The sequence below is a fragment of the Duganella sp. Leaf61 genome (assembly GCF_001421905.1).
Lineage (GTDB): Bacteria > Pseudomonadota > Gammaproteobacteria > Burkholderiales > Burkholderiaceae_D > Rugamonas > Rugamonas zoogloeoides.
The window spans coordinates 517,222-544,102 of sequence record NZ_LMLM01000028.1; the positions used below are offsets into that span (position 1 = coordinate 517,222).

28 protein-coding genes are annotated in these 26,881 nt (G+C 64.0%); 20 read left to right on the forward strand and 8 right to left on the reverse strand.

Features of this window, described 5'->3' with window-relative positions:
* Positions 1-107: 107 nt before the first annotated feature.
* Positions 108-485, forward strand: a complete 378-nt coding sequence (locus ASF04_RS17430) for a hypothetical protein (RefSeq protein WP_056144271.1) — start codon at positions 108-110, stop codon at positions 483-485.
* Here the strand turns inward: ASF04_RS17430 and ASF04_RS17435 are convergent.
* On the reverse strand, positions 482-1,003 hold the full coding sequence (locus tag ASF04_RS17435) for a MarR family winged helix-turn-helix transcriptional regulator (protein ID WP_056144274.1): 522 nt from the start codon (positions 1,001-1,003) through the stop codon (positions 482-484). The genes ASF04_RS17430 and ASF04_RS17435 overlap by 4 nt on opposite strands.
* Before the next feature lie 20 nt (positions 1,004-1,023).
* Between ASF04_RS17435 and ASF04_RS17440 the strand changes: the two genes are divergently transcribed.
* The 5 genes from ASF04_RS17440 to ASF04_RS17460 all read left to right on the forward strand — a co-directional run bounded on the left by ASF04_RS17440 (position 1,024) and on the right by ASF04_RS17460 (position 7,022).
* Entirely contained in the window at positions 1,024-1,746 is a 723-nt protein-coding gene (locus ASF04_RS17440) for a siderophore-interacting protein (protein WP_056144277.1), read from the forward strand.
* A gap of 139 nt (positions 1,747-1,885) precedes the next feature.
* Complete coding sequence (locus ASF04_RS17445; RefSeq protein ID WP_019922300.1) at positions 1,886-2,131, forward strand: hypothetical protein; 246 nt, start codon at positions 1,886-1,888, stop codon at positions 2,129-2,131.
* A 299-nt stretch (positions 2,132-2,430) separates the two neighbouring features.
* On the forward strand, positions 2,431-2,928 hold the full coding sequence (locus tag ASF04_RS17450; RefSeq protein WP_056144280.1) for a gluconokinase: 498 nt from the start codon (positions 2,431-2,433) through the stop codon (positions 2,926-2,928).
* A 125-nt stretch (positions 2,929-3,053) separates the two neighbouring features.
* A complete protein-coding gene (locus ASF04_RS17455) occupies positions 3,054-6,119 on the forward strand; it encodes a TonB-dependent siderophore receptor (RefSeq protein ID WP_229205091.1) in 3,066 nt (1,021 codons plus the stop codon).
* Between the two features lie 9 nt (positions 6,120-6,128).
* On the forward strand, positions 6,129-7,022 hold the full coding sequence (locus ASF04_RS17460; protein ID WP_056144285.1) for an alpha/beta hydrolase: 894 nt from the start codon (positions 6,129-6,131) through the stop codon (positions 7,020-7,022).
* 11 nt (positions 7,023-7,033) lie between these two features.
* On the opposite strand, the gene ASF04_RS17465 is transcribed toward ASF04_RS17460, so the two are convergent.
* Positions 7,034-7,354 carry a coiled-coil domain-containing protein gene (locus ASF04_RS17465; protein ID WP_056144288.1) on the reverse strand — a complete coding sequence of 107 codons (321 nt, stop codon included), beginning with the start codon at positions 7,352-7,354 and terminating at the stop codon, positions 7,034-7,036.
* 105 nt (positions 7,355-7,459) lie between these two features.
* A complete protein-coding gene (locus tag ASF04_RS17470) occupies positions 7,460-7,642 on the reverse strand; it encodes a DUF3606 domain-containing protein (RefSeq protein ID WP_019922304.1) in 183 nt (60 codons plus the stop codon).
* 206 nt (positions 7,643-7,848) lie between these two features.
* Between ASF04_RS17470 and ASF04_RS17475 the strand changes: the two genes are divergently transcribed.
* From ASF04_RS17475 to ASF04_RS17485, 3 genes are read left to right on the forward strand one after another with little or no spacing between them, the layout of a single operon-like run.
* Entirely contained in the window at positions 7,849-9,933 is a 2,085-nt protein-coding gene (locus ASF04_RS17475; protein WP_229205092.1) for a TonB-dependent receptor, read from the forward strand.
* Position 9,934: 1 nt separating this feature from the next.
* Positions 9,935-10,351 (forward strand): hypothetical protein, encoded by a 417-nt coding sequence (locus ASF04_RS17480; RefSeq protein ID WP_056144294.1) that lies wholly within the window; start codon positions 9,935-9,937, stop codon positions 10,349-10,351.
* A 1-nt stretch (position 10,352) separates the two neighbouring features.
* A complete protein-coding gene (locus ASF04_RS17485; protein ID WP_056144298.1) occupies positions 10,353-11,882 on the forward strand; it encodes a PepSY domain-containing protein in 1,530 nt (509 codons plus the stop codon).
* On the opposite strand, the gene ASF04_RS17490 is transcribed toward ASF04_RS17485, so the two are convergent.
* The gene (locus ASF04_RS17490) at positions 11,852-12,034 is read right to left on the reverse strand and encodes a DUF3606 domain-containing protein (RefSeq protein WP_056144301.1); all 183 of its coding nucleotides are present in this window, start codon (positions 12,032-12,034) and stop codon (positions 11,852-11,854) included. The two genes, ASF04_RS17485 and ASF04_RS17490, sit on opposite strands and share 31 nt — an antisense overlap.
* 140 nt (positions 12,035-12,174) lie before the next feature.
* Positions 12,175-13,362, reverse strand: a complete 1,188-nt coding sequence (locus ASF04_RS17495) for an ABC transporter substrate-binding protein (protein WP_056144304.1) — start codon at positions 13,360-13,362, stop codon at positions 12,175-12,177.
* Between the two features lie 207 nt (positions 13,363-13,569).
* On the opposite strand from ASF04_RS17495, the gene ASF04_RS17500 reads away from it, so the two are divergent.
* Complete coding sequence (locus ASF04_RS17500; RefSeq protein WP_056144307.1) at positions 13,570-14,661, forward strand: porin; 1,092 nt, start codon at positions 13,570-13,572, stop codon at positions 14,659-14,661.
* Positions 14,662-14,730: 69 nt separating this feature from the next.
* Here the strand turns inward: ASF04_RS17500 and ASF04_RS17505 are convergent, their stop codons facing one another.
* Positions 14,731-15,579 (reverse strand): IclR family transcriptional regulator C-terminal domain-containing protein, encoded by an 849-nt coding sequence (locus ASF04_RS17505; RefSeq protein ID WP_056144310.1) that lies wholly within the window; start codon positions 15,577-15,579, stop codon positions 14,731-14,733.
* 144 nt (positions 15,580-15,723) lie between these two features.
* Here ASF04_RS17505 and ASF04_RS17510 point away from each other — a divergent pair, with 144 nt between their 5' ends.
* The 7 genes from ASF04_RS17510 (at position 15,724) to ASF04_RS17540 (ending at position 21,720) form a co-directional block, all read left to right on the forward strand.
* Positions 15,724-16,389 (forward strand): 3-oxoacid CoA-transferase subunit A, encoded by a 666-nt coding sequence (locus tag ASF04_RS17510; protein WP_019922312.1) that lies wholly within the window; start codon positions 15,724-15,726, stop codon positions 16,387-16,389.
* Positions 16,386-17,042 (forward strand): CoA transferase subunit B, encoded by a 657-nt coding sequence (locus ASF04_RS17515; protein WP_056144314.1) that lies wholly within the window; start codon positions 16,386-16,388, stop codon positions 17,040-17,042. The genes ASF04_RS17510 and ASF04_RS17515 overlap by 4 nt, the downstream gene beginning before the upstream one ends.
* A gap of 11 nt (positions 17,043-17,053) precedes the next feature.
* Entirely contained in the window at positions 17,054-18,256 is a 1,203-nt protein-coding gene (gene pcaF / locus ASF04_RS17520) for a 3-oxoadipyl-CoA thiolase (RefSeq protein ID WP_056144740.1), read from the forward strand.
* A gap of 102 nt (positions 18,257-18,358) precedes the next feature.
* Positions 18,359-19,225, forward strand: a complete 867-nt coding sequence (locus tag ASF04_RS17525; RefSeq protein WP_056144317.1) for a branched-chain amino acid ABC transporter permease — start codon at positions 18,359-18,361, stop codon at positions 19,223-19,225.
* 47 nt (positions 19,226-19,272) lie between these two features.
* Positions 19,273-20,262: a branched-chain amino acid ABC transporter permease gene (locus tag ASF04_RS17530; protein ID WP_051120339.1), complete on the forward strand. Its 990-nt coding sequence runs from the start codon at positions 19,273-19,275 to the stop codon at positions 20,260-20,262.
* Positions 20,259-21,026: an ABC transporter ATP-binding protein gene (locus tag ASF04_RS17535; RefSeq protein ID WP_056144319.1), complete on the forward strand. Its 768-nt coding sequence runs from the start codon at positions 20,259-20,261 to the stop codon at positions 21,024-21,026. The genes ASF04_RS17530 and ASF04_RS17535 overlap by 4 nt, the downstream gene beginning before the upstream one ends.
* The gene (locus tag ASF04_RS17540) at positions 21,019-21,720 is read left to right on the forward strand and encodes an ABC transporter ATP-binding protein (protein ID WP_056144322.1); all 702 of its coding nucleotides are present in this window, start codon (positions 21,019-21,021) and stop codon (positions 21,718-21,720) included. Before ASF04_RS17535 ends, ASF04_RS17540 begins: the two co-directional genes overlap by 8 nt.
* Positions 21,721-21,726: 6 nt before the next feature.
* Here ASF04_RS17540 and ASF04_RS17545 read toward each other — a convergent pair whose 3' ends face one another.
* Entirely contained in the window at positions 21,727-22,212 is a 486-nt protein-coding gene (locus ASF04_RS17545; RefSeq protein ID WP_056144325.1) for a MarR family winged helix-turn-helix transcriptional regulator, read from the reverse strand.
* 127 nt (positions 22,213-22,339) lie between these two features.
* Between ASF04_RS17545 and ASF04_RS17550 the strand changes: the two genes are divergently transcribed.
* The 3 genes from ASF04_RS17550 to ASF04_RS17560 are packed head-to-tail and all read left to right on the forward strand — an operon-like array spanning position 22,340 to position 25,558.
* Positions 22,340-23,395, forward strand: coding sequence for an aromatic ring-hydroxylating dioxygenase subunit alpha (locus ASF04_RS17550; RefSeq protein ID WP_056144328.1), 1,056 nt, complete (start codon positions 22,340-22,342; stop codon positions 23,393-23,395).
* Positions 23,392-24,354: a PDR/VanB family oxidoreductase gene (locus ASF04_RS17555; protein WP_056144330.1), complete on the forward strand. Its 963-nt coding sequence runs from the start codon at positions 23,392-23,394 to the stop codon at positions 24,352-24,354. The genes ASF04_RS17550 and ASF04_RS17555 overlap by 4 nt, the downstream gene beginning before the upstream one ends.
* A 16-nt stretch (positions 24,355-24,370) precedes the next feature.
* The gene (locus ASF04_RS17560) at positions 24,371-25,558 is read left to right on the forward strand and encodes an ABC transporter substrate-binding protein (protein WP_056144335.1); all 1,188 of its coding nucleotides are present in this window, start codon (positions 24,371-24,373) and stop codon (positions 25,556-25,558) included.
* A 56-nt stretch (positions 25,559-25,614) separates the two neighbouring features.
* Here ASF04_RS17560 and pcaD read toward each other — a convergent pair whose 3' ends face one another.
* A complete protein-coding gene (gene pcaD / locus ASF04_RS17565) occupies positions 25,615-26,877 on the reverse strand; it encodes a 3-oxoadipate enol-lactonase (RefSeq protein WP_056144337.1) in 1,263 nt (420 codons plus the stop codon).
* Positions 26,878-26,881: the final 4 nt, after the last annotated feature.

A 26,881-nucleotide genomic window follows, 5' to 3' on the forward strand; every position in this document is an offset into this window, starting at 1 on the left:
CATCATCATGATTCCAGCCTGAATCCGACCTCGCCGCTGGCTGTGCTCCTACAAGCGAACCCGGCCAACGGTGAAACAATAGTGCTTTGTGCTAACAAGGAGTCATCATGTCCAAATGTACTTTCGCGGCCGCGTTCGGAGTTGCTGCCCTGTGCCTGGCTGCACTGTCGCACGCCCAGACCACGTCGCCGGTCCAGCCCACCGGCACCACGGGTGCAACCGCCTTCCACCCTGCCGGACAGGGCAAGGCCGAGGCCGACGCCAGCACCACGTCGGCCACCGACAACGCCGGCAATGCGGGCATGCAGCCTTCGACCAAACCCGGATTCGACAACAAGCCGCCCAAGGGCGTCAAGGAAAACTGCCACCGTCCGCAGGGTGGGGTGGATGCCAGCGGTGGCGAGAACCTGACCGCCACCGGCAAACACAACACGTCTTGCACGGGCAACAAGTCCGACAAAGCGGGCAAGCCTGCCAAAGGTTAATTTTTATCTGCAGCCGGGGCGGCGCCCGCCTCAGCTTCCAGGTTGCCCTTGATGCGCATGAGCAGCGACAGCAATTGCGTGCACTCTTCCGTGCTCATGCCTTGCACTGCCAGGTTCGAGACGTGCGCCCCCATGCCTTCCAGGCTGTCGATCACGTTGCTTCCCAGTGACGACAGGCGCAGGCGCGTGCTGCGGCGGTCGGTTTCATCCACTTGTGCGTCGAGCAATTGCTGGTCGCGCAAGCCCTTGATCAGGCGCGCCACCTGCGCCTTGTCACGCCCCGAGTGGGCCACCAGTTCGCTCTGACTGGCGCCCGGGTGACGAGCGAAAAATCCCAGCACCTTGTATTCCATGTGGGTCAGTTCCTGCGCGGGGTCGCGCGTGCTGTCGCGCAGTCCGCGCAATTGCATCGAGCGGTACAGGTGCATGACGTTGTGGACGGCGTCGAATACGGCGTCCGCCGGCTTGTCCTGCGATTGGTTGACAAGATCAACTGTTTTCGGTAAATTGGGGGACATTGTCAACTAAGGTGAAAATCATGAGTGAGAATAATCGCATACAACGCGTGCGTCACGAAACCCGCATGCGCGACGTGACGGTGGTGCAGGTCGAGCAATTGGCGCCGGATTTCGTTAGCGTAACATTCGAGGGCGAAAGCCTGGCCGATTTCGTCTCGTCTTCCTATGACGACCATGTCAAGTTCGTCCAGCAGATTGGTGACGAGCGCGTGATGCGCGACTACACGCCGCGTCACTACGACCGCGCCGCGCGCCAGCTGACCATCGAATTCGCGCTGCACGAACAGGGCGCGGCGTCCGACTGGGCCCGCGGCGTGGCCGTGGGCCAGCCAGCGGTGATTGCCGGACCGCGCGGCTCGATGATCATTCCCATGGATTACGAATGGCAACTGCTGGCCGGCGACGACACCGCCTTGCCGGCGATCCGCCGCCGCCTGGAAGAATTGCCGGCGGGCGTGAAAGTGCAGGTGCTGGTGACCGGGCCGGCGGCGTCACAGCTGGATTTTGCCAGCGCTGCCACGGTGGAACTGCGCATCGTGCCCGACGCCGCCGCGCTGGTAAAAGCGTTGCGCGACCTGGCCTTGCCGGACGGTGATGGTTTTGTCTGGTTTGCCGGGGAAGCGGCGGTAGCCAAGCAGGTGCGCGATATTGTTTTTGTGGAGAAAGCCTTTCCACGGCAGGCGGCGCGCATTTCTGCCTACTGGAAACAAGGCGCCCTGGGGCATCACGAGAACCTCGAATAAATCAGGCGGACACGTCCAAAAAGCCGGCGATAACAAGGTGAAAAATAAAGTCGTTGCATTCTTGCTGAAACGTTAGATTGCGCGCATTTGTGCGCGGTTGGTGGTGCGACAATCGAGACCTTCTTCAAGGAGAATCACGATGTCCAGCAGCCATACCTATCGCCCCGACCTGGTGTCGTCGGAAATCGTCCAGACCGGCATCGAGCTGGCGGACCAGCAAGGACCGGCCAGCGCCGCCGCCTATCTCAGCGGACGTGGCGTACTGCCGACAGTTATCAACCGGGTGGTGTCCGAGCCCGCGCAGCGCCGCAACATGGGACGTCTGCGTGGCAAGGACGAGCACGCGCTGGCCGAAGAAGCCTCGCGCTTTAAATTCATGCTGTGATGTTGTTGCTTTGCCACGGCGGCCAGTCTGCCAACCACGCAGCCGGCGCCGTGGCTTTCGCTGCTCGACAAGGGTGACGGCTGCTTGTTCCCGCCGCTTCGCATGACTCCCATGTTGCGATGCAATACGGATAAATCTTTACAAAATCCGGCATTCCGCTAAAGTTCAGGCATCAATGATAACGCTAACTTTTGATCCACCCGCGTCATCGAACATTTTCCCTTATTTGTGAGCCGAGTCCTGCATATGCCAGTCCATGTTTTGAGAATAAAAATGTTAGCGCTAACTTGGGGCCGTGCATGAGCCAGGTACGCTGGGTGGTGATGGGCGTGAGCGGCTGTGGCAAGAGCACCGTCGGCCAGGCGCTGGCTGCGCGCCTGAACGTGGCGTTTGTCGAGGGCGACCAGTTTCACCCGCCCGCCAACGTGGCCAAGATGTCGGCCGGCCTGCCGCTTGACGACGACGACCGCGCTGGCTGGCTGCTGGCCTTGCAAGCGGAACTGCGCCGGGCGGCCGGGCAGGGCGTGGGACTGGTGGTGTCGTGCTCGTCTCTGAAGCGCCGCTACCGCGACCTGCTGCGTGCCGGCGATCCGGCACTGCGCTTCGCCCACCTCGACGGTCCGCGCGAATTGATTGCTGGCCGGATGCTGGCACGGCACGACCATTACATGCCGCCTTCACTGCTCGACAGCCAGTTCCACGACCTGCAACCGTTGCAGGCCGACGAGGCGGGCGTGACGCTGTCGATCACGCTGGCGCCCGATGAGCTGGTGGCGCGCATCCTCGCCACCGACTAATTTTTAAAGAGAGCCTGACTAAGCCGGGACTGGCGGACTGGCGGCATTACTCACAACCACAGCAGCGGACCGTCAGCAGTACCGCGCGGACAACACACATAAAACAAACGAAGATCGGAGACAACATGCAACACCCAACCCCAACCCGTCTTACCATCATGCGCCTGGCCGTGGCCAGTGCTTGCGCCTGTTTCGCGTTATCGGCACAGGCACAGCAGGCTGTCGCCGAGGCGCAGCAGGCGCCAGCCGATACAACGCCGGCCACTGCCGCGCCGGCCGCAGCGCCCGCTGCAGTGGAACCGGCCGCGACCCCAGTCCAACCGGCACCGGCAGCCATCGAGACGGCGCCGGGATCGGCAGCCGAAGTGGCAAAAGAGAACGTGGTCACCGTTTCCGGCTCGCGCATCGCCGCGCGCGGTTTCACGCAACCGACGCCCACCACGTCGCTTGGCGCCGAGGACCTGGCCAAGACTGCCAAGCCCAACCTGTTCAACGCGATTGCCGAACTGCCGGCCCTGCAGGGCAGCACCGGCCGCACCACCAGCACCAACAGTACCAGCAGCGGCGTGCAGGGGTTGAGTTCGCTGAGTCTGCGCGGCCTCGGTGCGATCCGTACCCTGACCCTGCTCGACGGCCAGCGCGTGGTGGGCGCCAATGTCACCGGCGTGACCGATGTGAGCCAGTTCCCGCAACTGCTGATCAAGCGGGTGGACGTGGTCACCGGCGGCGCCTCGGCCTCGTACGGTTCGGACGCCATCGGCGGCGTGGTCAACTTCATCACCGACAAGAAATTCGAGGGTTTCAAGGCGAATATCGAAGGCGGCATGACCAGGTATCACGACGACAAGAATGGCTCGCTGCAAGCAGCCTGGGGCAAGGCGTTCATGGACAACCGCCTGCACGTGACGGCCAGCGCGGAATACGGCCGCGAGAAGGGCATCGAGTCGCCCGGTTTCGGCGAAGTGGGACCGAATGGCCGCACCTGGTACAAGAACCCGGCGTTCCAGGTCCGTCCCTTGAGCCAGACCAACGACGGCAAACCACAGTACACGGCCATCGAGCATGCCCAGCAATACCAGTATTCGAAATTCGGCCTGATCACCAGCGGCCCGCTGCAAGGTACGGCATTTGGCGCCAACGGCCAGCCATACCAGTTCAACTACGGCTCCAACGGTGTGCCGACCGGTACCGGTTCGGTCACCAACTGCGTCAATCCGTTCTGCATCGGCGGTGACCTCAGCGGCAGCGTGGGCGCCGGTACCAACCTGGCCATGGACCTCACCCGCCAGGTGGGTTATACCCGCGTGGGTTTCGACATCAGCCCCGACCACGAAATTTACTTCACCGCCAACTACGGCAAGGTCAAATCGCATTTCTCGCCCAACCCTGGCGCGGCCAAGAACGCCAACCTGAACATCCGCTGCGACAATCCCTACCTGCCGGCGTCCATCGTTGCCGCGTGCGCCGCCAACAATATCACCAGCTTCCAGTACGGCACGGCCAATGCCGTGTTCCCGGAAAATATCAATGTCCATCCCATCCGCGAAATGAAGCGGATGGTCGTCGGCGCCAACGGCAAGTTCCAGCTGGGCGGCAAGGAATGGTCGTACGACACCTACGCCGAACACGGCGTCAACCGTACCGACATCATCGTCCATGACATGACGCTCAATGCGCGCTACAACGCGGCGATCGACGCCGTGCGCGCGCCCGACGGCACCATCGTCTGCCGTAACGCGGTGGCCGCTGCCGCTGGCTGCCGGCCGTTCAACATCATCGGCGACGTGCCGGTGGACCAGGCGGCCTGGCGCTACATCGCGCCGGCCAACGGCCCGCAGCAGCACACGCGCCAGACCCAGGACGTGGCCAGCATCAACTTCAACGGCGAAGCGTTTTCGTCGTGGGCCGGTCCGATTGCAATCGCCACCGGCGCCGAGTACCGCCGCGAACACTACAAGGTCACCGGCGATCCGTACGGCAACGGCATCTTCGCCGACAGCCCCAACACCGCCGACTACCCGGCCGACCCGCTGCTCAACACCACTGTGGGCAACAACTGGTATGCCGGCAATTATCACAACGCCCAGGGCACGTATAACGTCAAGGAAGCCTACGTGGAGCTGAACGTGCCGGTATTAAAATCCGCTACCTGGGGCGAAGCCAACCTCAACCTGGCCGACCGTCATACCAGGTACAGCACGTCGGGCCACGTGGAAAGCTGGAAACTGGGCGCCAACTGGAAGACCGGCCTCGACGGCTGGCGCCTGCGTGCGGTCACGTCCAAGGACGTGCGGGCGCCGAATCTGAGCGAGCTGTACGCGGCGCAGGTAGTGGTGAACAATATCGTGCAATACCAGGGCAACACGGTGGCGATCCAGCAGCGCAGCGTGGGCAATACCCGCCTGCGTCCCGAGATCGCGCGCAATACCATCGTTGGCGTCGTGCTGTCGCAACCGTCGTGGGCGCCGGGCTTTTCGGCATCGATCGACTACTTCGACATCAAGGTCGATGGCGTGATCTCGGCGCTGACGGCGCAACAGGAAGTGGATTTGTGCGTAGCCGGCAACCAGGAGATCTGCGGCGCCGTGTCGCTGGGGAACCCGGTGGCCACCAACAACTTCGTGACCGTGCAGGCATTCAACCTGGCTTCGCTGCGCAGCAAGGGTTACGACCTGGAAGGCTCGTACCGGATGAACCTGAAGGACTGGGGCCTGCCGGGCCGCCTGACCCTGCGCGCGCTGGTCACCCGCAACATCAGCTTCCTCACCGATCCGGGCGTGGTGGGCACGATTCCGTCTGAAGGCGCGGGCAACAACCTCGGCACCACGCCGCGCTGGAAAGGCCTGGCGTCGCAGTCGTGGGATACCGACCAGTACAGCCTGACCCTGGCCCAGCGCTGGATCAGCAAGGGCGTGTACAGCAATGAATACATCGAATGCCAGACCGATTGCCCTGTCTCCACCATCATCCATCCGACCATCGCCAACAACAAGATGAAGGGCGCGTTTTACGTGGACCTGGGCGGCAGCTACAAGTTCAGTGACAAGCTGACCGGCTTCTTCAAGATCGACAATATCGGCGATGTCAATCCGGCGCCGGCGCCGCAGACCAACCTCAGCTTCGGCATCAATCCGCAGTTGTACGATGTGCTGGGCCGCGTGTACCGCGCTGGCGTGCGCTATAACTTCTAGGGAGGGCAGATGCGCACCGGTGTCTTGAACCTGGCATGGCTGGCGGCATTGCTGTGGTGCGCGGTGGCTGGCGCGCAGCCGGCGCATTTGCTGTGGCCCGATGGCGCGCCCGGCTCCGAGCGCCGCCATGGAGAGGCGGAGAAGGTGGTCGATACCTACGTCTCCAACATCCACGATCCCTCGCTGACGGTGGTGCCGGCCGATCCGCGCCACGCCAACGGCGCGGCGGTGGTCATCGCTCCCGGGGGCGGCCACCGCATGCTGGTGTGGATGAACGAGGGCATGGTCGCCGCGCGCGCCTTGAACCGCGTGGGCGTCACCGCTTTCGTACTGAAATACCGGCTGGCGCGCGACCCGGGGTCCAGCTATTCGATCGAGCGCGACGCGGTCGCCGATATGCGGCGTGCGGTGCGCTGGGTGAGGGCGCACGCGGAGGACTTCAAGATCGATCCTGACCGGGTGGGCGTGATGGGTTTTTCCGCCGGCGGCGAGTTGGCCACGTTGGTGGCCGACCACGCCGGCCCGGCGCTCACCGGGAAGGTCGATGCGGTTGACCGTTATAACGCCCGGCCGGACTTCCAGGTCCTGGTCTATCCGGGACCGCTGGGCGTGCCGGCAACTGCGGCCAGTGGTGCACCACCGGCGTTCATCGTGTCCGGATCCAACGACACATGCTGCACGCCGCCGTCGATCGCCCTGTATCAGCAACTGATTGCGGCGGGTGTATCGGCGGAGCTGCACCTGTATGCCGATACCGGCCATGCTTTCAACATGGGGCAGAGGTCTGAGCGGCTGTCCGATGCGCACTGGCCCGACCGGTTGGCGGACTGGCTGGCCGATGGGGGCTGGCTGGTGCCCGGTGGGGGCAAGGCAGGGGTGCCGTCGCCAGCGAACGCGAAGTGAGTCGGGCCTGTTTAGTGCGTAAGTTTGAGGAGCAGCGCGGCGATCAATGCCGTTTGCAGCACCCCTACCGACACCACCCAGCGGATCAGCTCGCTTTTGACCTCGGCGGCGACCTTGTCGATTTTTACATCCAGTGTACCCAGTGATGCCCGTATCCCGGCGATTTCGGGAGCGAACTCCTGCTTGCTGAGATAGCGGTCGGCCACCCCCGCACTTTCCTTGCCGATGACCTCGGCAAGAACTTCGATCTGCACCCTGGCCTGCGCGTTAGTGAAGCCAGCGCTCTCCAGGCGCTCCATCATTTTCAGGGTGTCGAACGGTATCGATGTCATGAGATCCTCCAATCAGCAAGGCTGACCTGATTGCACCGCCCATGCTTTGATCAATATCATATCACCGCTTCAAACCCTTGTCTCCGCCTGCCCGGCGCCACGATCTTACCGCGACAACTGGCGCCGCACCTCGCCCACGTTACGGCCCACTTCGCGCACCACCTGGATCAGCCTGGACGGGGTAACGCGGAATTCCTGGGCCCAGTAAGCCACCGCCTGGGCGATGTTCGGGTTGATGTAAGCCTGGTGGCGGAAGTCTCCGGTATTGTTTTGATGTTGGGTGTTCATGATGTCTGTCCGATAATTCTTGGGCGCCCATCATGGCACTTTGGCTTTCTGCACTCGGTGCAGTCGCTCACATAAGTGAATATACCGGATGTTTTCTTGACGCATCACCAAGCTATCACGATAATAGCAATCATTCTCAATTACACCCAGGTCTTGCCGTGAAATCCTTGTCCTCCGCGCCCAGCCCCCGCGCGCTTGTTGTGTTCGTGTCCACCGTATTGACTGCCTGGGTTGCGCCAACCGCCGGGGCCAAGGAAGTTGCCGACGCCAATACCGTGATCGTCTCCGCCTCGCGCTCCAACATCGCCGCCAACCAGGCGCCGCAAACGGTGGTGATCATCAAGCAGGAAGACATCGAGAAGCAACTGGCCATTTCCGGCAATTCGTCCGATGTGTTGTCGAGCATCCTGCCTTCATATACGCCGAGCCGGGGCAAGATGAATGGTTCGGGCGAAACGCTGCGCGGCCGCACGCCGTTGATCCTTGTCGACGGCGTACCGCAATCGAACCCGATGCGTCCCACCGGCCGCGAAGCGCACACCATCGATTTTTCGATGGTCGAGCGGATCGAGATCGTCCAGGGCGCTAATGCCATCAACGGCCTGGGCGCTACCGGCGGCACCATCAACATCATCACCAAGCGGCCGGAAAAGGGCGCCTTCAAGCAGTCTGTCGATGTGCAGACCACGCTGCCCACCACCGACATCGGCAGCGATACGGCCAACTATAAAACTTCGTACAACGCCAGCGGGCGTAACGACAAGTTCGAATACCTGTTCGGCCTCAGTTATGAAGACCAGGGCCTGTACCTCGATGGTAAGGGCCGCTCGATCGGCGCCGACACCACCCAGGGCGACCTGATGGACTCGCGCAGCTACGACGCGCTGGTCAAACTCGGCTACTGGTTCGACGACAACCAGCGCCTGCAACTGTCCGTCAATCGCTACAAGATCAAGTCCAAGGCCAACTACCAGGTGGTGTCCGGCGACCGCGCGCTGGGCATCCCGAGCACCTCGGTCAAGCTCACACCGGCGGGAACGCCGCCATGGAACGACGTGTGGACCTCGAGCCTCAGCTACCGCCACGCCAACCTGGCCGGCATGGAATTGACCGCGATGATCTTCAACCAGGAATTCGAAGGCCTGTTCGGCGCCGACATCTCTGCCACCTTCCAGGACCCGCTGATCGCGCCCACCGGCACCTTGTACGACCAGTCGCGTTCCGTCGCCTCGAAGTACGGCAGCAAGGTGGGCCTGGGCCGCGACGATCTGTTGAGCGGCCGCCTGAAGCTTACCGTCGGTTTCGATACCCTGTTCGACAAGGGCAAGCAGGACCTGTACCTGACCGGCCGCACCTACGTGCCGAACTCCGAGTACCGCAACTACTCGCTGTTCGCCCAAGGCGAGTACAGGTTGACGGACAGCCTGACCGCGCACGCCGGCGCCCGCAAGGAAAAGGCCGATCTCACGGTGGACACCTACCGCACGCTGGCCCAGTACCGCCGCGTACTGGTCCAGGGCGGCAAGCTCGATTTCAGCGAAGAGCTGTATAACGCCGGCCTGGTATGGAATCCGGCGGCGGGCCTGACGCTGTTTACCAGCTACTCGGAAGGCTTCGGCATGCCCGATATCGGCCGCGTGCTGCGCTCGATAAACACGGTGGGGCAGAGCGTTGCGAACATGCGCGACCTGGCGCCGATCCTGACCAGGAACGTGGAACTGGGCGGCCGCTATCACAAGGGCGCCTGGGACCTGGACGCCGCCTACTTCCGCGCCGATTCCGACTTCGGCACGCGCGTGATCGCGGTCAACGGCGCCTTCATGATGGCGCGCGAAAAGACCCGCACCGAAGGCCTGGACCTGGGCGCGGCCTACCGCATCAACACCGCGCACCGCGCCAAGGTATCGTATGCCTACACCAAGGGCCGCTACGACACCAACGGCGACGGCTCGCTCGACGGCAAGCTCGATGGCCTGAACGTGGCGCCCAATCGCGTGATCGCCACCTGGAACGCCGACTGGAACGACCGCTGGTCCACCTTCGTGCAGGCGCAGCACGCGTTCAGCCAGTCGTTCGACGAGGCGGCCAAGGAGTTCAGCGGCTATTCGCTGGTCGATGCCACCACCAGCTACAAGCTGGGCAAAGGCAACGGTGAATTGCGTCTGTCGGTCGCCAACCTGTTCGACAAGAACTACATCACCTATTACTCGCAAAGCGCGCTGGTTGAACCGAAGCGTTACTTCGCCGGCCGTGGCCGCACGCTAAGCCTCGGCTACGCGCTGCGGTTCTAAGGTGACGCCCACTGACGCCAGCGCCGGTTCTGCCGGCGCGCCGCCGTCCGTGCCGGGAGAGCTGCGCCAGCAGGACTATCGGCACAAACCGCATGAACCGCACAGGACGCGTGATCACGATCGCGCGCCCGATGCCCTGGGCCGGCTGCCGGCGTGGCTGGCCCTGGCGCTGCGCGTGGTCGGCGCCATCGTCGGCGGCTACGCGGTTACCGCCCTGGCCGTGGCGGCTTGCAGCGCCGCGCTGGCGCATGCCGGCATGGTGCGCTCCGAGGCGGTGGCCTTGTGCGCCATGCTGGGCTTCGTGTTTTACCTGGTGCTGGCGCTGTGGGCCTTCAGCGTGCGCAGCGTCATGCGTTTGTGGCTGGTGCTGAGCGGTTTGGCAGTGGTGCTAGCCGCGTTATGGTGGACGGTAACCTGACATGGGCGATACGTTGACCAAGTCGATGGCGCTGCTGCACACGTGGGCCGGCGTGATCATCGGCAGCCTGCTGTTCGCGATATTCTGGTTCGGCACACTGAGCGTGTTCGGCAGCGAGATCGACCGCTGGATGCTGCCGCAAACCCGCATCGCCGGGGCGATCGCGCCGCTGTCGCTGGACCGGCTGGCGGCAACCGCCGCGCCACAGGTGCCTGCCGGTGCCAGGCAATGGCGCATCGACCTGCCCACCAGCCGCAACCCGGTGGCGGAACTGACCTGGCGCGACGCCAAGGGCGCCGAGCATGGCCGCTTCATCGACCCGAACACCAACACCTTGCTGGCGCCGCAGCAGTCCGATGCGGCCACCGGTTTCCTGGTGCCGTTTCACTATACCCTGCACATCAAGTGGCTGGAGCTGGGCAAGTGGCTGGTGGGCCTGGCGGCGATGAGCATGCTGGTGCTGCTGGTTTCCGGCGTGGTGGTCCACAAGAAGATCTTCAAACAGTTTTTCACGTTTCGTCCGCACAAGCGCTTGCAGCGCAGCGCACTGGACCTGCATAACCTGACCGGCGTGGTGGCGCTGCCATTCCACTTCATGATCGCGCTCACGGGCCTGATCATTTTTATTACCATCTACTTCCCGCAACTGCACGCGGGCGCTTACGGCGAAGGCGCCAAGGCCAAGGCGGCGTTCATGGCCGAAGCCTACGGCAAGTACACGCGCAAGCCGGCCAAGGCGCCCGGCCAGCTGGGCTCCATCGACGCCATGCGCGCGACCGCTGCCGCCACCTGGGGCGGCGGCGAGCCGTATTTCGTGCGCGTGTTCCACCCCGGCGACGCCAACAGCTACGTCGAGCTGCGCCGCTCGTACGCCAACGACGTCACCATGAACCTGGACCAGATTTTCTTCGATGCGCAAACGGGCCGCGTGCTGGCGCGCTTCGAGGCGGGACCGGTAATGACCGCGCAGCGCTTTATCTCGGGCCTGCACTTCATCCGCTTCGACCACGCGCTGCTGCGCTGGCTGTATTTTGCGGGCGGGCTGGCCGGCTGCGCGATGATCTGCACCGGCTTCCTGTTCTGGATCGAGGGCCGGCGCGCGCAGCATGCGAAACGTGGACTGGCCGGTGTGCGCGTGGTGGAGGGACTGACCATCGGCAGCGTCACCGGCATCGTGCTGGCCACGCTGGTTTTCATGGTCGCCAACCGGCTGCTGCCGACAATCGATAGCCATGCCGAGGGCAGCGCGCTGCACGAAGTGCAGGCGTTCTATGGCGCGTGGCTCGCGGCATTTGCGCACGCGTGGTCGCGCGGCCGCGCCGCGTGGCGCGAACAGGCGATCGTCATCGGGGTGCTGGCGGTGCTGGCGGTGGCGCTCAATTGGGCCACTACCGGCGATCATTTGCTGACCGCCCTGGTTCAGGGCCAGCGTGGCGGCGCCGGGGGCGTGGGCGTCGCTGGGGTCGATTCTGGTTTGCTGTGCGTGGCGCTGGCAGCTGCCTACATCGCCAGGCGTTTGCGCACTTCGTAAAGGTTGCGGCCCACTTCGCGCACGACAGCGATCAGGCGCGCCGGCGGAATGTGGAACTCCTCGGCCCAGTAGCGCACCTCCTGCACGTGGTTCGGGTTGATAAAGCCCTGGCGGCTAGCTACCGTCGAATTAGTGTTTGTATATGCTTGCATGATCGTCCAGCTCCATTCTGCGTAAGGGTGTCTCAGCGCCGTTCTACTGTGCCACTGCTGGCATTCGGTGTCGAGACATTCCCTTAACGCATGAAGCCCGCTGGTGGTTGACACCGGCAGAAACATGAAACAAGTGTTGCTTATTTACCCGGATCCTTCATGTTGGGGAACTGGTCGAATTCGATGTTGTAGACCTCGTTGCCAACCTTTTCCACCTTGCGCACATACACCGTCTGGACGATGTCGCGGGTGGCCGGGTCGATTGCGATCGGGCCGCGCGGGCTATTGAGTTTGATCGTCTTGAGCACTTCCATTGCCTTGTCGCCGTCGATCTTGCCGTTCAACTTGCGGGCCACTTCGTAAATCGCGGCCATGCCGTCGTAGGCCGCCACCGCCATGAAATTGGGACGGCCGCCGCCCGGATTGGTGGCCGCAAAACTTTTCAGGAATGCGGCGTTTTCCGGCGACTTGTGGGCGGCCGAATAGTGGAAGGTGGTGATCACGCCCAGCGTGGCGTCGCCCATGGCCGGCAGCACGTGGTCGTCGGTCAGGTCGCCGGTGGCGATGACCTTAATGCCGGCAGCAGCCAGGCCGCGCTCACGGTAGCCCTTCATGAAGGCGATGCTTTGCTCGCCGGCCGGCACGAAGATGAACACCGCGTCGGGCTTGGCGTCCTTGATGCGCTGGATGTACGGCGCGAATTCCGGGTTGCGCAGCGGGACGCGGATCGCTTCGGTCACCGTGCCGCCGCCTTTTACCAGTTCGGCCTTGAAGGCGGCTTCCGCATCGATGCCGGGGCCGTAGTCGGCCACCAGGGTCACGACTTTCTTGATGTTGTTCTTGGCCGCCCACGTGGCCATCGGCGCCGAGATCTGCGGCAGCGTCATCGAAAAGCGGGCGATGTAACTGGACTTGGTGGTGATCGACGACGTGGCCGCGTTCATGATGATCATCGGCTTCTTGGCCTGCTGGGCAATCGGCGCCACGGCCAGTGCTTCGGGCGTCAGGCCAAAGCCGGCCAGGAAGTCCACCTTGTCGCGCACCACCAGTTCCTGCGCCAGGCGCTTGGCGATTTCCGGCGCCGGGCCGGTCGTGTCCTTGACGATGATCTCGATTTTTTTACCGGCCACGGTGGACCCGTGCTGGGCCATGTAGGCCTTGATGCCGCCTTCGATCTGCTTGCCGTAGTCGGCAAAGGGGCCGGAGAACGCGGCGATCACGCCGACCTTGATGGTGTCCTGGGCGTAGGCGTTCGGGCCGATGGCCAGCGTCGCTGCGGCCAGCGCGATCGTGGTCAACGCTGTCTTTACAAAATTTTTCCTGTTCATGCCGGTCTCCTGTTTTTGTCTATGAAATGCGCGGTGTAGCCCCGCGTGGCGCTGCTCGCAATGTTGCATTGTGGCCTAACGATGATATCAGGCAGCTTGACATCGCCTCGCGACGATCATAGTATCCAATTTATGTGCGATTAACAACCAGATGTTCGTTAATCGCACATGCTTATAAAGAGACAATAAAACAAACAGGAGACAGCAATGAAAAACAGTATCCGTGGCGCCGTGGCGCTGATGGCATGCGTCGGTGCGTCCGCAGCGATGGCCCAGTCCAGCGTCACCGTGTATGGACTGCTCGACACCGGCGTGGTCCACACCACCAACGCCAACGCTGCCGGCGATTCGGTCACCAAGATGCCATCGCTGACCGGTTCCTTCCCGTCGCGTATCGGCTTCCGCGGCGCTGAGGACCTGGGCGACGGCCTGCAACTGGTGTTCACGCTCGAAGCGGGACTGACCATGGACAGCGGCTCGATGGGGCAGGGCAACCGCCTGTTCGGCCGCCAGGCATCGGTCGGGTTGAAGGGTGCCTTCGGCACCGTTACCCTGGGCCGCCAGATCAACATGACGTATATCGCCGGCATGAAGTCGGACGTGATGGGTCCCAACCTGTTCGCCATCGGCAGCATCGACCCGTACCTGCCGAATGCCCGCAGCGACAACGCCATCGGCTACCTCGGCAACTTTAACAATTTCGTGATCGGCGCCACCTACAGCACCGGGCGCGACGTATCGGCCGCCGGCGGCCCGGCAGCGACGGGCTGCCCCGGCGAAGTGGCGGGCAACTCGAAAGCCTGCCGCCAGATCACCGGCCTGTTCGGCTACGAAACGCCGGCGTGGGGCCTGAATGCGTCCTACGACATCATGTACGGCAACGTCGGGGCGGCCGGCGGCTTGACCAGCAGCGACAACAGCGACAAGCGCGTGACCGCCAACGGCTACGTCAAGGTAGGCGAGGGCAAGATCGGCGCCGGCATCGTGGACCGCACCACGCGCGCCGTGACCGGCCTGTCGGAATCGGATTTGTACTTCCTGGGCGTGAGCTATCCGGTCACGCCACTGACCACGCTCGACACGCAGGTGGCCCGCCGCGATCTGAAGAACAGCAACGCCGACGCCACCATGGTGGTCGCGCGCCTGACCTATTACTTCTCCAAGCGCACCGCCAGCTACGTCGGCATCGGCCGCATGAAAAACAGCGGCTTGTCGGCAATCGCGCTTGATGCCGGCGGCACCGTCGGCGCCGGCAAAACGCAGAATGGCTTTATGGCGGGCTTGCGCCATTCATTCTAATCCGGCCATATCACCGGCGCCATGGCGTCGTTGCAGCGCCTTGCCCTGGCGCCGCTGAAATGGCCTCATTCAAGGTAGCAGGATGGATAGTTCCTGTGCTCCCTTGAGGAGCACGGGCAGGAACTCTTTCTCAAGCTCCTTGACACTGACACGTGCGGCTTGCGCACCCACGTTGAGGGCGGCCAGCACCGTGCCCGAGGCGCCGCGCACCGGCACTGCGATCGATCGCAATCCCAGTTCCAGTTCCTCGTCGTTGACGGCGTAACCCTGTTCGCGCACGCCGGCCAGGATTTCGCGCAGGCCCTTTTGGCTGACGACGGTGTTCCTGGTCATCGCGCGCAGCCTGGTGTTGGCCAGGTAGCGGTCGAGTTCTGCGGGCGGCAGGTGGGCCAGCATCACGCGGCCCAGCGACGTGCAGTAGGCAGGCAAACGGCTGCCGGTATTCAAGGCGACCGACATCACGCGCGACGTGGCGGCGCGGGCCACGTACAGCACCTCGCCGTCGTCCAGCACTGCCAGCGAGCTCGATTCGTTGAGCGTGCGGCTGATGCTGTTCAGGTAGGGCTGGGCCGACACCGTCAGCGGCGTCGATGACAGGTAGGAGTAGCCGAGCGTGAGGACCTTGGGCCGCAGCGAGAAGTTGTTCAGCTCCGCGTCCACGTACCCTAGTTCGCGCAGCGTATGCAGGCAGCGGCGCACGGCGGCGCGCGGGATGCCGGTCTTCTGGCTGATGTTGGCGATGGTTTGCGGCTTGCGCGAATCGCTGAACGCCTGCACCACGGCCAGGCCGCGCGCGAGCGACGTCATGAAGCTGGGATCGGTCATGGCGTCGATCTGTTCGGCGATGGTGGGCTCGCGGTCCTCGTCGGCAGTTGCAGGGACAGGCGCAGCGGTTTCGGTTGGTTTGGCTTTTGACATGGCGTGATTTTAATCCAGGCGATCGATTCGATAGACGGTTTTTCTTGACCACCGCCGGAGCAAGTCATACACTGACTGTGCGGTGATCAATCATTAGTTCGATTATCGCACAAACCGAAACAAGAAGAATCATGAAAGCACACGATGATCGACAAAACTTTTGAATCACTGGAGCGCGCGGTGGCCGACATCCACGACGGCGCCACCGTCATGATCGGCGGCTTCGGCAACGCCGGCATGCCGTCGGCGCTGATCGACGCGCTGATCGCACAGGGCGCGCGCGAACTTACCATCGTCAACAACAACGCCGGCAATGGCGAGACCGGCCTGGCCGCGCTGTTGAAGGCCAAGCGGGTGCGCAAGATCATTTGCTCGTTCCCGCGCCAGGCCGACTCGCAGCATTTCGATGCGCTGTACCGCGCCGGCGAAATCGAACTCGAACTGACGCCGCAAGGCAACCTGGCCGAGCGCATCCGCGCAGCCGGCGCCGGCATCGGCGGTTTCTTCACCCCCACCGGCTACGGCACGCTGCTGGCCGAAGGCAAGGAGACGCGCCTGATCGACGGCCGCCATTACGTGCTCGAAGCACCGATCCATGCCGACTTCGCGCTGATCAAGGCGCTGCGCGGTGACCGCTGGGGCAACCTGGTGTACCGCAAGACCGCGCGCAACTTCGGCCCGATCATGGCCATGGCGGCCAAGGTGGCCATCGCCCAGGTGCGCGACGTGGTGGCGCTGGGCGAACTCGATCCCGAAACGATCGTCACGCCGGGCATTTTCGTTCAGCGTGTAGTCAAGGAGGCAGCATGACCGATATCACCAAACCCGCTAAGCGCTTTACCCGCGACCAGATCGCCGCACGCGTGGCGCAGGACATTCCCGAAGGCGCGTACGTCAACCTCGGCATCGGCCTGCCGACCAAGGTGGCCAACTACCTGCCGGCGGAACGTGAAGTCTTCCTGCACAGCGAGAACGGCCTGCTCGGCATGGGCCCCGCACCGGCGCCGGAAGACGAGGACGAAGACCTGATCAACGCCGGCAAGCAGCCGGTTACGCTGCTCACCGGCGGCGCGTACTTCCACCACGCCGATTCGTTCGCGATGATGCGCGGCGGTCACCTCGACGTGTGCGTGCTGGGCGCGTTCCAGGTGTCCGAACATGGCGACCTGGCCAACTGGCATACGGGCGCGCCCGATGCGATTCCCGCCGTCGGCGGTGCCATGGACCTGGCCATCGGCGCCAAGCAGGTGTTCGTGATGATGGACCACGTCACCAAGTCCGGGGAGAGCAAGATCGTCGAGGCGTGCAGCTACCCGCTTACCGGCGTGGCGTGCGTGAACCGCATCTACACCGACATGGCGGTGCTCAACGTGACCCCGAACGGTTTGGCGGTACTGGAAATGGCGCCCGGCCTTACCTTCGAAGAACTGCAGGCGGCCACCGGAGCCACGCTGGTGCAATGAAAGGATTGATGATGACCGATGCTTATATCTGCGACGCGGTACGCACCCCGATCGGCCGCTACGGCGGCGCCCTGAAAGACGTGCGCGCCGACGACCTGGGCGCGGTACCCTTGCGCGCGCTGGTCGAACGCAATCCCGGCGTACAGTGGGACCAGGTGGACGACGTGTTTTACGGCTGCGCCAACCAGGCCGGCGAAGACAACCGCAACGTGGCGCGCATGTCGTCGCTGCTGGCCGGTCTGCCGGTGGAGGTGCCCGGCACCACCATCAACCGCCTGTGCGGCTCCGGCATGGACGCCGTAGGCACGGCGGCGCGCGCCATCCAGTCCGGCGACGCCAGCCTGATCATTGCCGGCGGCGTGGAATCGATGACGCGCGCGCCGTTCGTGATGGGCAAGGCCGACAGCGCCTTCTCGCGCAACGCCTCGCTGCAGGACACCACCATGGGCTGGCGCTTCATCAACAAGGCATTAAAAGATGCCTATGGCGTGGAGACCATGCCTGAAACGGCGGAAAACGTCGCCACCGATTACCAGGTGAGCCGCAGCGACCAGGATGCGTTCGCGCTGGCCAGCCAGAACAAGGCCGCTGCCGCGATTGCCGCAGGCGTGTTCCAGCGCGAGATCGTGCCGGTCACCATTCCGCAAAAAAAGGGTGATGCGATCGTCTTCGCCCAGGATGAACATCCACGCGCCACCACAGTCGAAGCGCTGGCAAAGCTCAAGGGCGTGGTGCGGGCCGACGGCAGCGTCACTGCCGGCAATGCTTCGGGCATCAACGACGGCGCCTGCGCGCTGTTGATTGCCAGCGCCGAAGCGGCGCAGCAGCACGGCTTGAAGCCGCTGGCGCGCATCGTCGGCATGGCCACGGCCGGCGTGGCGCCACGCGTGATGGGCGTGGGGCCCGTGCCGGCGGTGCGCAAGCTGCTGCGCCAGACCGGCCTCACGCTCGAACAGATGGACTGGATCGAGTTGAACGAGGCGTTCGCGTCGCAGGGCCTGGCCGTGCTGCGCGAACTGGGTCTCAGTGATACCGACCCGCGCGTCAATCCCAACGGTGGCGCCATTGCACTCGGCCATCCGCTGGGCATGAGCGGCGCGCGCCTGGTGACCACCGCCACCTGGCAGTTGCAACACAACGGCGGGCGTTACGCGCTGTGCACCATGTGTATCGGCGTGGGGCAGGGCATCGCGATCATCATCGAGAAAGTCTGAAACGGTGTGATTTAATGTAAGTCTGAGAATGGCAGGAGACAAAATGAAACAACGACACCAACACGGCGCCGCAGAGCGCCTGGACATGAAACGGGGGCAGCCATGTTAGCCAACTTCGCGGGCGTGCTGTTCGATGGCATCGCCTATGGCAGCTTGCTGTTCCTGATCAGCGTGGGCCTGTCGGTCACGATGGGCATGATGAACTTTATTAACCTGGCCCACGGCGCCTTTGCCATGCTGGGCGGGTATGTGAGCGTGACCGTGTTGTCCACCCTGGGCGTGCCGTTCCTGGCGTCGCTGCCGCTGGCGTTCATCGCGTCCGCCCTCGTGGGGCTGGTGCTCGAGCGCCTGCTGTACCGGCGCCTGTACAAGGCCAGCCACCTGGACCAGGTGCTGTTCTCGATCGGTCTCACCTTCATGTCGGTGGCCGCTGCCACCTGGTTCTTCGGCCCCACCCAGCAGCCGGTCACGCTGCCGGAATGGCTGCGCGGCCAGGTGCATATCCTGGGCCTGGACGTGGGCGCCTACCGGGTGTTCCTGATCGGCGTGGTGGTGCTGGTGACGATTGCTCTCGGCCTGCTGATCGAGCGTACCCGTTTCGGTGCGCAGATCCGCGCCTCGGTGGACAACCAGACCGCTTCGGCCGGCCTCGGTATCAATGTGAGCCTGGTATTCAGCCTGACGTTTGCGCTGGGCTCCGGCCTGGCCGGCCTTGGCGGCGGTCTCGGTATCGACGTGCTGGGTCTCGACCCGAGCTTCCCGATCAAGTACATGGTGTACTTCCTGCTGGTGGTGGCTGTAGGCGGCGCCGGCACCATCAAGGGTCCGCTGGTGGCGGCGCTCATCCTCGGCGTGTTCGACGTGGCCGGCAAATACTATGTGCCGGAAATCGGCGCCTTCGTGATCTACGCGCTGATGGTGGTGCTGCTGATCCTGTTCCCCGCTGGCCTGATCCGGAGGAAAGCATGAACGCCATGACCGACACCTTGAAACCCGCAACAGTTGCGAAGACCACCATGACCACCATTCCGACCGCGCATCTGAACCTGCCCAACGACCGCTGGAAGCCGCTGGAAATCGTGTTCTGGCTGCTGCCCATTGCCGCCTACTTCGCCTTTCCCGGCTACCTGGTCCTGATCAGCCAGATCATGATCATCGGCCTGTTCGCCCTGTCGCTGGACCTGATCCTCGGCTACGCCGGCATCGTCTCGCTGGGTCATGCCGCCTTTTTCGGACTCGGGGCCTACACTGCCGGCCTGCTGGCCGTGCATGGATGGGGCGAGCCGCTCAGCGGCCTGCTGGCGGGGGCCGTGGTGGCCGGCATCTTCGGCTTCATCGTCTCGTTCCTGGTCGTGCGCGGCCAGGACTTGACGCGCCTGATGGTCACGCTGGGCATCTGCCTGATGCTGCACGAAGCGGCCAACAAGGCTTCGTGGCTGACCGGCGGCGTCGATGGTCTGTCGGGCATGATGGTCGGTAACCTGTTCGGCAGGTTCGAATTCGACTTGAACGGCACGGTGGCCTTCTGGTACAGCTTTGCGGTGCTGTTCATCCTGTTCGTGGTGCTGCGCCGGCTGGTCAAGTCGCCATTCGGTCTGAGCCTGATCGGTATCCGCGAAGGTGTGCGCCGTATGCCGTCACTCGGCGTCAACGTCAATCGCCGCCTGATCGCCATCTACACCGTCTCGGCCGTGATTGCCGGCGTGGCCGGTGGCTTGCTGGCGCAGACCACGCAGTTTGTCGGTCTCGATTCGCTCGGCTTCCCCCGTTCGGCCGAACTGTTGATCATGCTGGTATTGGGCGGCACCGGGCGCCTGTACGGCGCGCTGATCGGCGCGGCGGTGTTCATGGTGGCGCAGGATTACATCTCCGGTCTCAACCCCGCTTACTGGCAGTTCTATATCGGCTTGCTGCTGGTGCTGATCGTGCTGTTTGCGCGCGGCGGTATCCTCGGTGGCCTGGAAAAACTGGCGGCTGGCTTCAAATCGAAAAAGGAGGCAGCATGAGCACCGTCGGCACCGACATCACCTTGCGCACCGAAGGGCTGTCCAAGCGCTGGGGCGCATTCCTGGCCAACAGCGATGTGAGCCTCACCTTCAAGCCCGGCGCGCGCCACGCGCTGATCGGTCCCAATGGCGCCGGCAAGACCACCTTCATCAACCTGCTGACGGGCAGCTTCATGCCCAGCAGCGGCAAGGTGTTCTTGGGCGGCGAGGATATCACCCAGTTGCCGCAGCATGAACGCGTCCATCGCGGCATGACGCGCACGTTCCAGCTCAACACCCTGTTTGCCGGCATGACGGTACTGGAATCGGTGGCGCTGGCGATCTCCGAGCGGCGCGGCCTGCAGTCGGTCTGGTACAAGACCGTGGCCAACCACCCGGACGTGATCGACGAGGCGATGGCGCTGCTGGCCACCCTCAAGCTCAGCGACCAGGCCAACAGCATCACGCGCAGCATGGCCTATGGCAAGCAGCGGCTGGTGGAAATCGCGCTGGCGCTGGCCACCAAGCCGCGCATCCTGCTGCTCGATGAACCGGCGGCGGGCATTCCGTCGGCCGAGAGCAAGGAACTGTTCGAAGTGCTGGCCAATTTGCCGCGCGACGTGACGGTGCTGTTCATCGAACACGATATGGGACTGGTGTTCCGCTTTGCCGACCGCATCACGGTCATGGTGGGCGGCAAGGTGCTGACCGAAGGCACGCCCGAAGAAATCGCGGCCGATCCGCGTGTCAAAGAAGTGTACCTGGGGGAGGCGGAGCATGCGTGAATTACTGAAGCTCGATAAGGTCACGGCCGGCTATGGCGAGTCGATCGTCCTGGAAGACGTGTCGTTCTCGATGAACGAAGGCGACAGCCTGGCGCTGCTGGGCCGCAATGGGGTCGGCAAAACCAGCCTGCTGGTGACCTTGATGGGATTGACGCGCCTGCACGGCGGCGGCATTCACTGGGACGGCGCTGACATCGGCCGCATGACCACCCACAAGCGCGCCCGTGCGGGTCTGGGCTGGGTGCCGCAGGAGCGCCATATGTTCCCGTCGCTCACGGTCGAAGAACATCTGACCGTGGTGGCCCGTCCGGGGCCGTGGAACCTGCAAAAGATCTACGAGATCTTCCCGCGCCTGCACGAGCGCCGCACCAACATGGGCAACCAGCTGTCGGGCGGCGAGCAACAGATGGTGGCGATCGCCCGCGCCCTGATGACCAACCCGCGCATCCTGCTGCTGGACGAGCCGATGGAAGGCCTCGCGCCGATCATTGTGCAGGACCTGGTGCGAGTGATCCGCAAGCTGGTGGAAGAGGAGGGCATGTCGGTGATCGTGGTGGAACAGCATGCGCGCCTGGCGCTGTCGTTGACCAAGCGCGCCATCGTGCTCGATCGCGGCCGCATCGTGCACGACTCGGACAGCGCCAGTCTGCTGGCCGATGGCGACAAGCTGGACAAGCTGGTCGCGGTGGCTTGATGTCTCCTATTTGACGCTGCCGGTGGCAGCAGTGAGCGGCGCGCGGCTCTGCTCATTGTTTTCCTGGACCAGCTTGGTGAGCAACGCCATGAACTGCAACTGTTCCGGCCCCGTCAACGGCGCCAGCAAACGGCGCCGCAGCCGCTGCGCGCCCGGGATCATGTCGGCCAGTTGCTGCTCGCCCGCGCCGGTGATGGTCAGCGCGCGCTGGCGGCGGTTGGTCGGAATCACCTTGCGCTCCAGCAGTCCTTTTTCCTCGAGCCGCGCACACACGGTGGCGCCGGTGGACGTATCGATGCCGGTGAGCGCGGCCAGCGTTACCTGGTCGGTGCCCGGATGGGCCGCCAGGTTGCGCAATACCGCGTACTGGATCGGCGTCAGCTCGCTGCCCATTTCATCGTAAAAGATCGACACCGATATCTGCTGCGCGCGCCGCAGCAGGTGGCCCGGGTGTTCGTACAGGTCGATCAATTTGCTTTCGGTGTCAGGCATGGCGGTTCCCGGCGCCGCTGGTGCGGCGCAATATGAAAAGAGTTGGGTGCGGTGGTTTACTTCTCCGCTTTCAGGACTATACTTTACGATATTCAGTGTACTGAATATTAAAAACAAAGGAGACAATATGTACCCGAAAAATACCTGGTATGTAGCCTGCACACCGGACGAAATCGACGGCAAGCCGCTGGGCCGCCAGGTCTGCGGCGAGAAGATCGTGTTCTATCGCGGCGCGGACGGCAAGGTGGCGGCGGTAGAGGATTTCTGTCCACATCGCGGTGCGCCGCTGTCGCTCGGCTTTGTCCGCGACGGCAACCTGGTCTGCGGTTATCACGGCCTGGAAATGGGTTGCGACGGCAAGGTGATCAGCATGCCGGGCCAGCGCGTGCGCGGCTTCCCGTGCATAGTCAGCTACGCGGTGGAGGAGCGCCACGGTTTCATCTGGGTGTGGCCCGGCGACCGCGCACTGGCCGACCCCGCGCAGATCCCTTACCTGGAATGGGCCGAGAGCCCCGAATGGGCTTACGGCGGCGGCCTGTATCACATCAACTGTGAATACCGCCTGATGATCGACAACCTGATGGACCTCACCCACGAAACCTATGTCCACGCATCGAGCATCGGCCAGAAGGAGATCGATGAAGCGCCGGTGACCACCCGCGTCAATGGCGAGGAAGTGATCACCAGCCGCTACATGGAAAACATCATGGCTCCGCCGTTCTGGCGCGCGGCCCTGCGCGGCAACGGCCTGGCCGACGACGTGCCGGTGGACCGCTGGCAGGTGTGCCGCTTCACGCCACCGAGCCACGTGATGATCGAAGTCGGCGTGGCGCACGCCGGCAACGGCGGCTACGACGCCGCGCCGCAGTTCAAGGCGTCGAGCATCGTGGTGGACTTCATCACGCCGGAAACCGAAACCTCGCACTGGTACTTCTGGGGCATGGCCCGCAACTTCAAGCCCGAAGACAAGGAACTGACCGCCACCATCCGCGAAGGACAGGGCAAGATCTTCAACGAAGACCGCGAGATGCTGGAACTGCAGCAGGCCAACCTGCTGCGCCATCCCGAGCGCAAACTGCTGGCGCTGAACATCGACGCCGGCGGCATGCAGTCGCGCCGGGTGCTGGAGCAGTGGATGGCCAAGGAAGCCGCGCCGGCTGCCCCTGCGGAGCAGCCGGCATGAGCGCCGGTCTGCTGAGCGTCCGGGTGAACCGCCGGACCCGCGAGGCGGACGACATATGCAGCTATGAACTGGTGAGCGAAGACGGCAGCGAACTGCCGCCCTTTGCCGCCGGTGCGCATATCGACGTCCACGTGGCGCCAGGGCTGGTGCGCCAGTACTCGCTGTGCAACCCGCCGCACGAGCGCCACCGCTACGTGATCGGCGTGCTGCGCGACCCGGTATCGCGCGGCGGCTCGCGCGCCATGCACGACGGTATCGCGGCTGGCGCCCGGCTGCAAATCAGCGCACCGCGCAACCTGTTCGCCCTGGCGGACGCGCCGCGCAGCCTGCTGCTGGCCGGCGGCATCGGCGTTACGCCCATCCTGGCGATGGCCGAGGCCTTGTCGGCGCAGGGCGCGCAGTTCGAACTGCACTACTGTGCGCGCGCGCCCGAACGCATGGCGTTCCGCGACCGCATCGCCGCTTCGCCTTTCGCTGCTGTCTCGCACCTGTATTTCGATACCGGCGAAAGCGCCCGCAAGCTGGATCTGCCGGCGCTGCTGGCCAGTCTCGATCGCAGCACCCACATCTACTTTTGCGGGCCGGCCGGCTTCATCGACCACGTCAAGGCGGCGGCCGCGCAGCAGCAATGGCCGGCCGACCAGCTGCACCTCGAATATTTCGGCGCTGTCGTGGTGGAGTCGACCGGCGACCAGCCATTCGACGTGGAGCTCAAGTTCAGCGGCGCGGTGTACACCATCCCTGTCGGCGTGACCGTGATGAAGGTGCTGCAGGACGCCGGCGTGTTCGTGCCAGCGTCGTGCGAGCAGGGCGTATGCGGCACGTGCCTGACGCGTGTTCTTGAAGGTGTGCCCGATCACCGCGACCAGTACCTGACCGAAGAAGAACAGGCCGCCAACGACCAGTTCACCCCGTGTTGTTCCCGTTCCAAAACTCCCAGGCTGCTGCTGGACTTATAAAAATACCCAAGGAGACATGATGACGAACCATATCAACCAGCCACGCCGCCGCCTCGTGTTGGGCGCTGCCGCTTTATCGACCGGCCTGCTGCCGCTGTCCGCATTTGCCGCCAACCCGTTCAAGGTGGGCCTGATCCTGCCGATGTCCGGGCCGTTCGCCTCCACCGGCAAGCAGATCGAGGCGGCCGTCAAACTGTATCTCGCCCAGAACGGCGCCACGGTGGCGGGCCGGCCGGTGGAAATCATTCTCAAGGACGACGGCGGCGTGTCGCCCGACGTCACCAAGCGCCTGGCGCAGGAACTGGTCTCGCGCGACAAGGTGCAGGTGCTGGCCGGCTTTGGTCTGACGCCGCTGGCGTTTGCAGCGGCGCCGGTCGCCACGCAAGCCAAGGTGCCGATGATTGTGATGGCCGCCGCCACCTCGGTGATCCCGCAACGCTCGCCGTACATCGTGCGCACCGGTTTTACATTGGCCCAGGTGACTGCGCCCATGGCCCAGTGGGCGGCAAAAAACAAGATCCGTACGGTGGTGACGCTGGTCAGCGATTACGGCCCCGGGCTAGACGCCGAAAAAGTGTTCGTCAAGGGCTTTACGGAAGGCGGCGGCAAGGTCGTGGAAACGGTGCGCGCGCCGCTGCGCAATCCTGACTACGCGCCGTTCCTGGCCAAGGTGCGCGACCTGAAACCGGACGCGCTGTTCGTGTTCGTGCCATCGGGCGAAGGTGCGGCGGTGCTCAAGCAGTTCACCGAGCGCGGACTGGCCGCAGCGGGCGTGCGCCTGATCTGCACCGGCGACGTGCTCGATGACGATTTGATGGCCAGCATCGGCCCGGCAGCGGCCGGCGTGGTGAGCAGCCACCACTACTCGGCCGCGCATCCGTCGGCCGAGAACAAGGTGTACGTGGACGCGTTCCAGAAAGCGAACAAGGGCATGCGTCCGAACTTCCACTCGGTGGGCGCGTACGACGGCATGCACCTGCTGTACCAGGCGCTGAAAAAAACCGGCGGCGACAGCAATGGCGACAAGCTGCTGGCGGCAATGAAAGGGATGGCGTGGACCAGTGTGCGCGGACCGGTGAGCATCGATGCAGCAACGCGCGATATCGTGCAGACCGTGTATATCCGCAAGGCGGAGCTGGTGGGAGGAGGGTACTACAACGTGGAGTTCGACCAGGTGGAGAAGGTGCGCGATCCCGGCGTATAAGCCTGACAGGGAAAGAGTCCGTCATCGGCTGTCGCAGCGATGACGGACCCGGCGACTTACAAGTTTGCGATAAACCCGCGTACCGCCGCGCTGAACGCTTCCGGCTGCTCGATATAGCTCAAATGCGAAGCCTCCTTCAGCACCTCCAGCTGGGCACCTTCAATGCCCTCGGCCAGCACCTGCGCCATTGCCACCGGCGTGCCCTGGTCCAGTTCTCCCGCAATCACCAGCGTCGGCGCCTTGATCTGGCCCAGGCGCGCCGTGGTATCCACGGTTCCCACCGCGTGGCAGCAGCCCGCATAGCCGACGTTGTCGGTTGCCACCACCCGGCGGCGAAAGCGCGTCACGGTGCCCGGATGCGCAGCGCGGAAGGCGTCGTGGAAGTAGCGGCCCATCACCGCATCGGCGATCGGTTCGATGCCTTCGAGCTGCACGGTGGCGATGCGCTGGCGCCAGACTTCCTGGACCGGCGCCGGGTAGCCGGACGTGGTGTTGGCCAGCACCAGCGCTCGTACCAGGGCCGGATGGCGCAGCGCCAGCTCCTGGCCGACCATGCCGCCCATCGACAAGCCGATCCACACCACCGGGCCGGTATCGAGCTCGCGCAGTAGTGCGGCCGCGTCGTCGGCCAGGTCGGCCATCGCGTAGGCGCCGGGCGGTGATTCCGAACTGCCGTGGCCGCGATGGTCGTAGGTGATGACGCGGTGATCAAGTGCCAGCTGGTTGGCCAGCTGGTCCCACATGGTCAAATCGCAACCGAGCGCGTGGCTCAGTACCACCGTGTGGCGTGGCGCCTTGCCATTGCGTGGTTCGCGCACCGTGTAGTGGAGGGCGGGCCTGCCGCTACTGCGGCCCGCGCTGCCTACGCCCGGATGGCTTGCTGCCAGCGGCGCCGAGGGTTCCAGTTCGTAGCCGATCTGCGGACCGACTTCGCGCAGGATCGCCATGGCGTGGGTGAATGCGGTGTTCGCGGCCGGCACGCCGGCGTAGATGGCGGACTGGATCAGCACTTCCTTCAATTCGTCGGGCGTGAGGCGGTTGCTGTCGTCGCCCAGCAGCGCGGCGCGCACGTGCAGGTCGAATTCTTCCCAGCGGCCCAGCGCGATGGTGATCGAGAGGACGATGGCGCGGCGCGTTTTCTGCTCCAGGCCGGGGCGTCCCCAGATCTCGTTCCAGGCGAAACGCGTGATCAGGTTCTGGAAGTCGGCATTGAACTGGTTGGCGTTGCCGAGCGAACGCTCCACCCACGCGTCGCCGAGGATGGCGCGGCGGTTGCCCAGCCCGCGCTCGAAGTCGTGGTCGATCGGGTCGAAACTCATAAGA